The 10,958-nt window shown below is 73.8% G+C and carries 10 protein-coding genes; 8 read left to right on the top strand and 2 right to left on the bottom strand.

From position 1 onward, the window contains the following. The first annotated feature begins 365 nt into the window (after positions 1 to 365). From C4T42_RS27150 to C4T42_RS27185, 8 genes are all read left to right on the top strand, one after another. On the top strand, positions 366 to 1,013 hold the full coding sequence (locus C4T42_RS27150) for a ParA family protein (RefSeq protein ID WP_012318487.1): 648 nt from the start codon (positions 366 to 368) through the stop codon (positions 1,011 to 1,013). Continuing rightward, complete coding sequence (locus C4T42_RS27155; protein WP_103986192.1) at positions 997 to 1,320, top strand: ribbon-helix-helix domain-containing protein; 324 nt, start codon at positions 997 to 999, stop codon at positions 1,318 to 1,320. Before C4T42_RS27150 ends, C4T42_RS27155 begins: the two co-directional genes overlap by 17 nt. A gap of 468 nt (positions 1,321 to 1,788) precedes the next feature. After that, positions 1,789 to 3,165, top strand: coding sequence for a septal ring lytic transglycosylase RlpA family protein (locus tag C4T42_RS27160; protein WP_103986193.1), 1,377 nt, complete (start codon positions 1,789 to 1,791; stop codon positions 3,163 to 3,165). Positions 3,166 to 3,348: 183 nt separating this feature from the next. After that, a complete protein-coding gene (locus C4T42_RS27165; RefSeq protein WP_103986194.1) occupies positions 3,349 to 4,593 on the top strand; it encodes a D-alanyl-D-alanine carboxypeptidase family protein in 1,245 nt (414 codons plus the stop codon). A 10-nt stretch (positions 4,594 to 4,603) separates the two neighbouring features. Further along, a complete protein-coding gene (gene tmk, locus C4T42_RS27170; protein ID WP_091977642.1) occupies positions 4,604 to 5,326 on the top strand; it encodes a dTMP kinase in 723 nt (240 codons plus the stop codon). Positions 5,327 to 5,492: 166 nt separating this feature from the next. Continuing rightward, positions 5,493 to 6,545, top strand: coding sequence for a DNA polymerase III subunit delta' (locus C4T42_RS27175; RefSeq protein ID WP_103986195.1), 1,053 nt, complete (start codon positions 5,493 to 5,495; stop codon positions 6,543 to 6,545). A gap of 148 nt (positions 6,546 to 6,693) precedes the next feature. After that, positions 6,694 to 7,266 carry a helix-turn-helix domain-containing protein gene (locus C4T42_RS27180; protein WP_103986196.1) on the top strand — a complete coding sequence of 191 codons (573 nt, stop codon included), beginning with the start codon at positions 6,694 to 6,696 and terminating at the stop codon, positions 7,264 to 7,266. Then, a complete protein-coding gene (locus tag C4T42_RS27185) occupies positions 7,263 to 8,981 on the top strand; it encodes an FAD-dependent monooxygenase (protein WP_103986197.1) in 1,719 nt (572 codons plus the stop codon). The genes C4T42_RS27180 and C4T42_RS27185 overlap by 4 nt, the downstream gene beginning before the upstream one ends. 107 nt (positions 8,982 to 9,088) lie before the next feature. On the opposite strand, the gene C4T42_RS32910 is transcribed toward C4T42_RS27185, so the two are convergent. Both C4T42_RS32910 and C4T42_RS27190 read right to left on the bottom strand, forming a co-directional pair. Then, positions 9,089 to 9,331 (bottom strand): helix-turn-helix domain-containing protein, encoded by a 243-nt coding sequence (locus tag C4T42_RS32910; protein ID WP_348529879.1) that lies wholly within the window; start codon positions 9,329 to 9,331, stop codon positions 9,089 to 9,091. A gap of 3 nt (positions 9,332 to 9,334) precedes the next feature. Then, positions 9,335 to 10,063 (bottom strand): AraC family transcriptional regulator, encoded by a 729-nt coding sequence (locus C4T42_RS27190; protein WP_348529878.1) that lies wholly within the window; start codon positions 10,061 to 10,063, stop codon positions 9,335 to 9,337. Between the last annotated feature and the right edge of the window lie 895 nt (positions 10,064 to 10,958).

Below are 10,958 nucleotides of genomic sequence, written 5' to 3' on the forward strand. Positions count from 1 at the left end.
CTCGATGGGGCGATCCTTGTCTTTAAACTTGAGGTTTTCACCCCCACCAAGCTCCTCGTCTCACCCGCGCTCACGCTACGGTATCCGGGCGTCGCTGGAAAGGCTGTTAACCCTCTATATGCCAAGAATCTTAACTTGAAGTTTAGACTGCTGTCCTGCTGCCGCACTGGGCGGGGATATCCGGGAGGGACCGTTGTCTTAACGGCTCGTTAACCATGTCGGCCCCAACCTGTGCCCCGACATCCTTGGGTCACAGGATCGCGGCACGCCGCGAATCCCATACCTGAGGTTGGCACAGACGGCGCGGCGACCGGCAGTTGCGGGCGCCCGGACGGATGCATGGGGCCTTCTGGAGGACGCCCGGGATGAAAGCGATCACCTTCGTCACGCAGAAGGGCGGCAGCGGCAAGAGCACGCTGTGCATCTCCCTGGCGGTGGCCGCCCGGGAGGCGGGCCACACGGTCTGCATCCTGGAGATGGACCGGCAGGCCACGATCTCCGACTGGCTGGACCACCGCACGGCCGACGGTCCCGAGGTGGCGCAGATCGACGCCACCCAGATCGACGCCGTGATGGAGCGCCTGCGCGACTCCGCCTACGACTACGTGTTCATCGACACGCCCGGCGTCGATTCCACCGGCACCCTCTCGGCGATCCGCGCCGCGGATCTGTGCATCATCCCGTGCCGGCCGACCCCCGCGGACCTGCGGGCGTTCAAGCCGACCCTGGCCGCCGTCTACCGGCTGGAGAAGAAGTTCGCCTTCGTGCTGAACCAGACCCCGCCGCGCTCCTACCGGGTCCGCGACGCCGCGGACGGGCTCGCGGTGCTCGGCATCCTGCCCGACGTGAACATCGTCGCCCGCACCGACCACCAGGACGCGATCGGCCTCGGCCAGGGCGTCACCGAGTTCAACCCCAAGGGCCAGGCCGCCGGGGAGGTCCGCCGCCTCTGGTCGTGGATCGAGCGCCGCACGCAGTCCCTGAGGACGGGCCAGCATGTCCAAGCCGCCTAAGCTCAGCCTCGCGGCGATCGTGGCCTCGGCGAGCCCGCCGGCCCGGCCCCAGGCGGCCCGGCCGCAGGGCGCCGAGATCGTGTCGCTCACCCTCGCGCCCTCGGCGCCGAAGCAGGCGGCCACGCTCAAGCAGCGCGCCCGCCAGATGTCGGTCTACCTGGAGCCGCCGGTCTACGACCAGCTGCGCGACCTCGCCTACGCCGAGCGGACCAAGATGCACGCGCTGATGCTGGAAGGCCTCGACCTGCTGTTCAAGCAGCGGGGCGCCCAGTCGATCGGGCAGCTCACCGACACGCAGTCCCGCTGAGGGCGAACTCGGCCTTCGGCCTATTACACCCGGGGCGGCGCGGCCGCTCCGGAGCGTGCCGCTGCTGCGCGCGGCGCCTTCCGGCCCTCCGGGACCGCGGCGCCGCGGAGGGCCGGCGCGGATCAAGCGACCCGCGGCCTCCGCACCGGCTCGGTCCCGAGCCATCGCGATCCTGGCCCCGCTCCCACACGGAAAAGTGGAGCGCCGCGCCCGGGGGCGGTCGGACGGGCGCGCCAGTAAGAATTTGAAAAATCCGTTCCCGAACAAGATGTTGCCCGTCGATCCGCGCGCAATGCTCGAGAACCGACCGGCCGCGCGGCCCGCTTCCTGAACCCGGCCGCAGCCCATCGTTCAGGCTTCCTTTACGCGACCGCTACAAATCTGGGTGGACCGATCGCGGCCCCGTGCACGCGGCCGGCTCCGGTCCGGTCGGGCCCCGCTCACGCGTAGAGTTTGGTGAAGTCCACGATGGTGCGCACGACGCTTCCCCGGCCGGCGCGCCTCGCCCTGCGGCTCATCGCCGTCTCGGGCGTGGCCCTGGCCACGGCCAACTGCGCGACCTCGCCCCAGCAGAAGCTCGCCGCCGGGAACGGGATCGACCCGAAATACGGGGTCAAGGCGAGCCCGCGCCTCTACAACGAGGGCGACGTGATCCCGAAGGGCGGCGGGCGCCGCTACACCGGCAAGCCCTACGTGGTGGCCGGCCAGACCTACGTGCCGAAGGAGAATCCGAGCGGCTACGTGCGCGAGGGGCTCGCCTCCTGGTACGGCTCGGCCTTCCACGGCCGCATGACCGCCAACGGCGAGGTCTTCGACCGCCACTCGATCGCCGCCGCCCACCCGACCCTGCCGCTGCCGAGCTACGCCCGGGTGACGAACCTCGAGAACGGCTACTCGATGCTGGTGCGCGTCAACGACCGCGGCCCCTACCATGCCGGCCGGGTCATGGACGTGTCGGAGGATGCGGCCGAAGCGCTGGGCTTCCACCGCAGGGGCACCGCACGGGTGCGCGTCGAGTATGTCGGCAAGGCCTCGGTGGCCGGCAGCGACGACCGCAAGCTCCTCGCGAGCCTGCGCACCGACGGACGGCCGGCCGGCCGCTCGACCGTGATGATGGCCGATCTCGGCCCGACGGAGGACACCGAGCGCTACACGCGCTCCGCCCCGGCTCTGGCCTTCAGGCCCGCCCAGGAGGCGGAGGAGAGCGTTACGGAGGCCGGGACGGCGGCCGGGAAGGCGCCCGCCGAGGCCCCGGCCGCCCGGCCCGAGCGGGCGGCGCCGGTGCGCGCGCCGATCGTGCTGGCCTCGGCCGCCGTGACGGTCCCGGCGGCCGTGCAGCCCACCGCCCCGCGGGTGCGCGAGTTCCGGCCCGCCCCCGTGCCGGCCGTCGCCGCCAGGGGCGGCCTCGGGGCCGGGACCCTGAAGGTCGCGGGTCTCAACCCGGCCCACACCCCCGGCCTCGCCCCGGCCGCGCCGCCGGCGCACGGTCATGCCGCCGGGAAGGCCGGCCCGAAGGCCGGCCCGGCCCTCGCCGAGGTCCATCGCCGGGCGGTCCCGGCGCCCGGGACCGTGAAGCTCGCCAAGGCGTCGTCGGGCCCGTCCTCCGCGCCGCACGGCGCGTCCCCGGCCGCGATGCCCGCCGCGATGCCGGCCTCGGCCAAGCTCGCCATGGCGCGCCTCGCCGCGGTGCCGGCCAGGGCGTCGGCCACGAAGGCCGGTGCGCCGGCCGCGAACGGCTCCGCGACCACCTCTGCCAAGACCGCCCCCAAGGCCCCCGCCGCCAAGGGGCCGGCCACCAAGACCGCCGGCAAGGCGGGACACGCCCGCCTCGCCGGGATCTACTGACGGCGGCGCCCGGGCCGACCCGCGGCCGCCCGACGGGTCCGGCGGCCCATGTGGCGGCCGATGTGGCGGCCGATGCGGCATTTCGCATTCGATCCGGCGCCGAAACCGTAATATGGTCACGCTTGTTATTGGGATACGGGCGGGACGCTTCCGGCCCGACGGCAGGCGCGGGACGGAACGGTGATGCGCAGACCCCTTCTCACCCTTCTCGCGGCCGCCTGCGCGCTGGGCGCCGGCCTCGCCGCCGCCGCCGCGCAGACTTTCCAGACCGCGGCCCCGCACGCGATCCTGATCGACGCCGATTCCGGCTCGGTCCTGTTCGAGAAGGCCGCCGACGAGCGGTTCTCGCCGGCCAGCATGGCCAAGCTCATGACCACCGACATCGTGTTCGAGGCGCTGAAATCCGGCCGCCTGTCGATGGACACGGAGTTCACCGTCACCGAGGACGCGTGGAAGCGCGGCGGGGCCGGGGGCGGCGGCTCGTCGATGTTCGCGCAGGTGAACAGCCGCATCAAGATGTCGGACCTGCTGCGCGGCCTGATCGTGCAGTCGGGCAACGACGCGGCCATCACCATCGCGGAGAACATGGCCGGCTCCGAGGAGGCCTTCGCCGGGCTGATGAACCAGCGCGCCAAGGAGATCGGGCTGACGAACTCGACCTTCCGCAACGCCACCGGCTACTCGGCGCCCGACCAGAAGGTCACGGCCCGGGACATGGCGAAGCTCGCGCTGCACATCATCGACACCTACCCGGACTACTACAAGATCTTCGCCGAGAAGGAGTTCACCTGGAACAAGATCCGCCAGCAGAACCGCAACCCGCTGCTCGCCCTCGACATCGGCGCGGACGGGCTCAAGACCGGCTACCTGGAGGAATCCGGCTACGCGCTCACCGGCTCGGCGGTGCAGAACGGCCAGCGGCTCGTGCTGGTGGTCTCGGGGCTCAAGACCGCCCGGGACCGCGCCTCCGAGTCGCGCAAGCTGATGGAGTGGGGGTTCCGCGCCTTCGAGCCCCGGCAGGTCTTCGCGCCGGGCGAGACCGTGGCCGAGGCCGCGGTGTTCGGCGGCCAGTCGGGCTCGGTGCCGCTGGTGGCGAAGAAGCCCGTGCGGGTGCTGCTGCCGCGGGGCTCCAGCGACCGGGTCAGTGCCAGGGCGATCTATACCGGGCCGCTCATCGCCCCGGTGGAGGAGGGCCAGCGGGTCGGGATCCTGCGCGTCCAGCGCGGCGAGACCGTCGCCCTCGACCAGCCGCTCTTCGCCGGCGCCGCGGTGGAGCCCGGCACCCTGTCGCAGCGGGCGATGGACGCGGCGCTGGAATTCGGCACCGGCCTCGTCCGCAAGGCCTTCGACCGGGCCGGCAAGGGAACCGACAAGGGCGGGGACAAGGGGACCGACAAGGGTGCTGCCGGGGCGGCCAACCCGTCGTGACGGCGCGCGCGTGACCGGGCCGCTGTCCGGGGATCCCGCCGGGGCGGGCGGCACCTTCATCACCGTCGAGGGCGGGGAGGGGGCCGGCAAGTCGACCCAGATCGCCCGCCTCGCCGCGACCCTGCGCGCGCGCTCGGGGCGGCCCGTCTGCGTGACGCGCGAGCCCGGCGGCTCGCCGCGGGCGGAGGAGATCCGCACGGCGCTGCTCGACGGCGTCGCCAAGCCCTACGGCCCCTTCGCGGAGGCCCTGCTGTTCAGCGCCGCCCGGATCGACCATCTCGACCGGCTGATCCGCCCGGCGCTCCGCCGGGGCGAGACCGTGCTGTGCGACCGGTTCATCGACTCGACCCGGGCCTACCAGGGCGCCGCCGGGGGGCTCGATCCCGGGCTCGTGGACGCCCTGGAGCGGGTCGTCGTCGGCCCGACCCGGCCCGATCTCACCCTGATCCTCGACCTCGCCCCCGAGTCCGGCCTCGCCCGCGCGGCCGGGCGCGGCGCCCGGACGGGGCAGGGGGCCGACCGGTTCGAGGCCGAGGCCCTCGACTTCCACGTCCGGCTGCGGGAGGCCTTCCTGGCGATCGCCCGGGCGGAACCGGGGCGCTGCGCGGTGATCGACGCGTCCCGCGATCCCGACACGGTCGAGGCGGCGATCCGCGCCGCCGTCGCGTCCCGGCTGCCGGCGCTCCTGCCCGACCGGCCGGCGGGGGCGGGCCGGAGCGGCGACGCCGCGTGAGCGGCCGTACGGGCGTGGCCGGTCCCGGCCCGACCGGTCCCATCCTGGCCGGCGGCCGTGTAAGCAGTCGCGCGGGCGCGCCGCCCAGATCGGAGCCCGCCGGCCCGCGCCGTGAGACCCACTCCATGAAGCCCGCCCGTGAAGCCCGCCCCGTGAGACCCGCCCCGTGAAGCCCACCGACCGCGCCGCCGACGACGTCGAGCCCGGGGACCTCGCCGGGATCCCGCGCCCGCGCGAGACCCTCGGGCTCGTCGGCCACGCGGCCGCGGCCGACGCCTTCGCGGCCGCCATCGCGGCGGGGCGCCTGCACCACGCGTGGCTGATCGGCGGCGCCCCCGGCATCGGCAAGGCGACCCTGGCCTACCGGGTCGCCCGGCGCCTGCTCGCCTACCCGGGGGGCGGGGGCCCGGCGGGCCTCGACGTGCCGGCGGGCGACGCCGTCCTCGGCAAGGTGGCGGGCCTGTCGCACCCGAACCTCGTGGTCCTGCGCCGCCACCGGAGCGCCGGCGCCAAGACGCTGCCGACCAAGATCTCGGTCGACGCCGTGCGCCGCGCCCTCGACCTGTTCGCCTCGACGGCCGCGGATTCGGGCTGGCGCGTCTGCATCCTCGACAGCGCCGAGGACCTGAACGCCAACGCGGCCAACGCGCTGCTGAAGGTGCTGGAGGAGCCGCCGCCCCGCGCGCTGTTCCTGATCCTGTCCCACCAGCCCGGCCGGCTGCTGCCGACCATCCGCTCCCGCTGCCGGGCGCTGATGCTGCGCCCCCTCCCGGCCGAGGACGTCGCCCGGGTGGTGCGCGGCCTGCCCGAGCCCTTCGCGCAGCCCGACGAGTCCGCCCTGGCCCGGGCGCTGGCCCAGTGCGAGGGCTCGGTCGCCCGCGCGCTCGCGATGCTCGATCCGGTCACCGCCGGCCTCGTGGCCGAGATCGAGACCCTGCTGGCGCGGGCGCGCACGCCCGACTGGGGCCGGGTGCTCAAGCTCGCCGAGACCCTGGCGGGCCGCGACGCCGAGGCGCGGTTCGAGGCCGCCCAGGACGCGGTGCTGCGCTTCGTCTCGGCCGAGATCGACCGGCGCCGGGATGAGCCCCCCGCCCGCCTCGCGGCCCTGGTGGAGGTCGCCGACCGGTTCGGCCGCGCCGCCCGGGAGGCGGCGATCTACAACCTCGACCGGCGCCCGGTCGTGCTGTCGCTGTTCGGGGATCTCGCGGCGGTGGCTTAGGGCCCGGCGGGCACCCGTCCCCGTCGCCCGTATCCGACATCCGGATCCGGCCCGCCGCCGGCGTGGAACCGTCCGGCGCCGGCGCCGTTGTCCGCGCGATGACAGCATACTGTCATTCTGACAATGTCCTGCCGCCAGGACGTGCCCCATGGAGCCCGACCCGCCTCGGACAGCCCGCGACCGCGACCGGACCCGGCACGCCCTGTCGGACCTCGTGGTCGCGGTGTTCCGCCTCAACGGCGACCTGCTCGCGGCCGGCGACACGCTGGTGCAGGATCTCGGGCTCACCAGCGCCCGCTGGCAGGTGCTGGGGGCCATCGCCCTCGCGCCGGCGCCGCTGCCCGTCGCCCACATCGCCCGCAACATGGGCCTCGCCCGCCAGTCGGTGCAGCGCCTCGTCGGCGAGATGCGGGCCGACGGGCTGATCCGGCTCGCGCCCAACCCCCACCACCGCCGCGCGCCCCTCGTCGCCATGACCCCGCGGGGCGCGGAGGCCTATCGGCAGGCGATGGCGCGCAACGCCCTCTGGTCGGACGGGCTCACCGAGGGCCTCGCGCCCGAGGGCGTCGAGGCCGCCGCCGCGCTGCTGCAGGGCCTGCAGCGGCGGATCGGCGCCTCCCACGCCGCCATCGCGTCCATCGCCGCGGAGGCCCGGCAGGAGACGCCACACGAGACCCCGCACGAGACCCCACAGGAAACCCGACAGGAGACCGACCGATGACCGACGCCCACGCCGCCCCGGGCTACGACGCCGACGTGATCGTCGTCGGCGCGGGCCCCGTCGGCCTGACCGCGGGCTGCGCCCTGCGCCATCACGGCGTGTCGTGCCTGGTCCTGGAGCAGCGCGCGGAGGTCAGGGCGTACTCGCGGGCCAACAATCTCTGGGCCCGCCCGCAGGAGTTGCTCGCCGGCATCGGCCTGCGCGACGCCCTGGCGGAGAACGCCTACGCGGTCCGCACCATCAACTTCTTCGTCGACGGCGCGCCGACGACGCCGATCCCCATCGCCGACGTCGCCAGCCCCTATCCCGACGTCCTATACAGCGGGCAGGACGTGATCGAGCGGACCTTGATCGACGCGTTCGAGGCCCGCGGCGGTCGGCTGGACCGGGGCTGCACGGTGACCGGCATCGACCAGGACGCGGCGGGCGTCACCGTGACCCTCCGGCGGGGCGCGGACGGGCCGGAGACGCGGCTGCGCGCCCGCTACTGCGTGGCCGCCGACGGGGCCCGGAGCACGGTCCGCGCCCGGCTCGGCCTGGATTTCGAGCCCGAGCGGCTCGCGGGCTGCATGAACCGGCAGGTCGACGCCCGGCTGTCCTGGCGCCGCGGGTCCGAGCCGGACCAGCTCTGGTTCTTCTACTACCCGCGCGGCTTCGCCGGCATCATGCCGGTCTGGGGCGGCTACCACCGGCTGTTCTTCCTGGCCGACGACGCCGGCGTGCCGGACCGCGACCCGACGCTCGCGGAGATCCAGGCCCTCGCCCGGGAGGTCACCGGCGACGAGACCCTCACCCTGAGCGACCCGCAATGGCTCACCCACAGCCGCTTCGCCTACGGGGTCTCCCCCGGCTACGCGCGGGGCCGCGTCTTCCTGGCGGGCGATGCCGGGCACCTGTCCCTGCCGATCGGCGGCCAGGGAATGAATGCCGGCCTCCACGACGCGGTCGAGATCGCGTGGCGGCTGGCCATGACCCTGCGGGGCGAGGCGGCGCCCGCCATCCTCGACTCCTACGACGGCGAGCGCGGCGGCGAGCACGCCCGGCTGAGCGCCCAGCAGGTGCGCGGGTTCCGGTGGACCGTCTATCGCGGCCCCGTCACCGACACGGTGCTGGGGCTGGCCGCGAAGGCGCTGCCGAACCTGGGCTCCCTGCTGCAGGGGACGGACGACATGCAGCAGATGGGCGTCGCCTATCCCGGCAGCCTCCTGAACGCGGATCACCTGTCGGGCCTCGCGAACCTGATGCACCTGCTGCGGCCGGGGCCGAAGCCGGGCCAGCGCGCGCCGGACGCGCCGGTGACGCGGGACGGGGTGCGCACGCGCCTGTTCCCGTTCCTCTACAACCCGGACGGATGGACGACGGGCTGGGCGCTCCTGTGCTTCGACGGACGGTCGCCGGAGGCGGCGCCCGCCCTTCTGGAGGCGGTCCGGGCCGTGGCGCCCTGGCCCTGGCTGCGTCCGCGGCTCGTCCTCGCCGGCCCCCTGATCGCGGCGGCGGAGGTGCCCGTCCTGTCGGATCTGGACGGCCGGGCACACGGCGCCTACGGGCTGGAGGGCCGGCCGGCGCTCGTGCTGGTGCGCCCGGACGGGCACATCGCCTTCCGGAGCGGCGCGGATCGGACCGACCGCCTGATCGCGTATTGCCGCGCGCTCTTCGACGCGGCGGGGCGCGCGGCCGGGGAAGCGGTGCGGCCGGAGGCGGCTTGCGCCGGGTGAGGGCAGCGGGGGCCGCGACGTCGGTGCCGTGCCCCGGGGCACGGCTCCGCCCCTCGTCCCGGCGCCGCGTCCCGGCCGAGCGCGACCGGCACCGGAGTCGCGGCGTCTCACGGATCCGGCCGGCTGCCGGACAGGCGCAGGATCGCGGCTTCCCTGTAGGCGCGGGGCGACAGGCCGTGGCGGTCCTTGAAGCGCCGGGCGAAATGGGCCTGGCTCGCGAAGCCGCACTCGTAGGCCACGACGCCGATCGGGCGGTGCAGGCTGACCGGATCGGAGAGGCGCTTGGCCGCCGCCGCGAGGCGGCGCTCCCAGATCCAGTCGGAGATGTGCTGGCCGCGCTCGTGGAACAGCTCCTAGAGCCGGCGCAGGGACACGCCCATCGCGGCGGCAAGCCGGGGCGGATCGAGGGTCTGGTCGCCGAGATTCGCCTCGACATGGGCCTTGGCGCGCTGGACCACGACGCTGCCGTGCAGGGAATGCGGCACCTCCCGGGCCATCCGATCCGCGAGCGCGGCCACGATCAGATCCACGCCGATGGTCGCCATGCGCTCCGCCGCCTCGGGGGAGAGCTGCCGGTTCACCCGGAGCAGATCCCCGAAGAAGGTCGTCACCAGGCGGGTCGTGGCCGATCCGGCGGGCATCGTCAGGGCCGCGAACAGCCGGGCCGGTCCGAGCAGGCCCTCGAGGCGCTCCCGCGGCAGGGCCATGACCAGGGTCTGGCCATCCGTGCGCGCGTCCAGCACGCCCGGGTGATGGTCGATGACGGTGAGGTCTCCCGTCCCCTGCACCGCCTCGCGGCCGTGCTGCTGAAAGGTGGACGCGCCGGCGAGACGGAAGTTCACGCGGATCAGCCCGTCAGGCCGGCGCCGGACCGTATCGGCGGTGATCGTGGTCGTGAGGGCGCTCTGGGTGATCCGGCTGAAGGTCAGCGGGCCGACGGCGCCGATCTCGATCTCGCCCGCGAACGGCCCGTCGGCGCGCCGCCGCTGCTCGATCGGCCCGATCCGTTCGGCGACGACCTCCTGCCAGAGCTTGAAGCGCGTCCGGGGATGTGTCCCGGCCGTCGAGAAGACCCGGCGCATCAGGCCGCTCGGAGAGGCGCTGGCGCGCGGCCTCCGGAGGACCCGTCCGTTGCGCGGAGCCGGATGCCCCGGAGCGTGACCTGAAGACAAGTCATCGACGACGGATAGATCACATCTCCACCATATTTGATCGACCAATTCAGCAATAATCGACTTATTTTCTCTGTTATTCGCGATATATCGAACCGTTTACGGACATAAATCCGATCTCTATAGACATTTCGTCGACAAAGACCTGGCAATACCGATTCGAATCGCTCATATGTCACGCTCCTTCGCCCCTCAAGCTCCGAGAATAACTTAGCGAGCGGATCTGCGTCCGCTGGCGCTCGGCATTCCGGGCCGATGTGACGTCGATGGCGGCCGTGCGTGGTGCACCGATCCGGCGGCGCGACGGAACGCCGGCAGGGCTCGGCCCATGTGACGGTGCCAGCGGCCGATGAGTCTTCGGCACAGACGTCCTTGCGAGCGGAGCGAAGCAATCCAGCAGCGCGACCTTGCCGATGTTGCGCCGCCCTGGGTCGCTTCGCTGCGCTCGCGATGACGGAGAAGCGTCGTCGACCGCAGCGCGCGGCTCAGCTTCCCTTGACAATGTTCCTATTTTGTGCTTCCTGACCGCACCTGTCCGCGGCGGCCCGGGAGCGATCCCGGGGCGTCCTTCGGGGGCCCGCCCGGTGGCTGACCGTGCGGGTCCGGGGACGGGGCGGCGCCCGCGTCGGTGGCTCTCAGCCGCCATCGCCCCGGGCGGCGGACCGGTGCGGGGCGTGCCTCGGACGCGGGCGTGAGACCGGGCGGCACTGTGCCCGGCGGGGTGAGGAAATGCCCCCGCGCCGACCCGCCTCTGGGCCGACCCTGAGCGACCTGCGGACCCGCCCACTACGAGGCGGGGGACGGC

Source organism: Methylobacterium sp. 190mf, from assembly GCF_900107945.1.
In the GTDB taxonomy this organism is placed as follows: domain Bacteria; phylum Pseudomonadota; class Alphaproteobacteria; order Rhizobiales; family Beijerinckiaceae; genus Methylobacterium.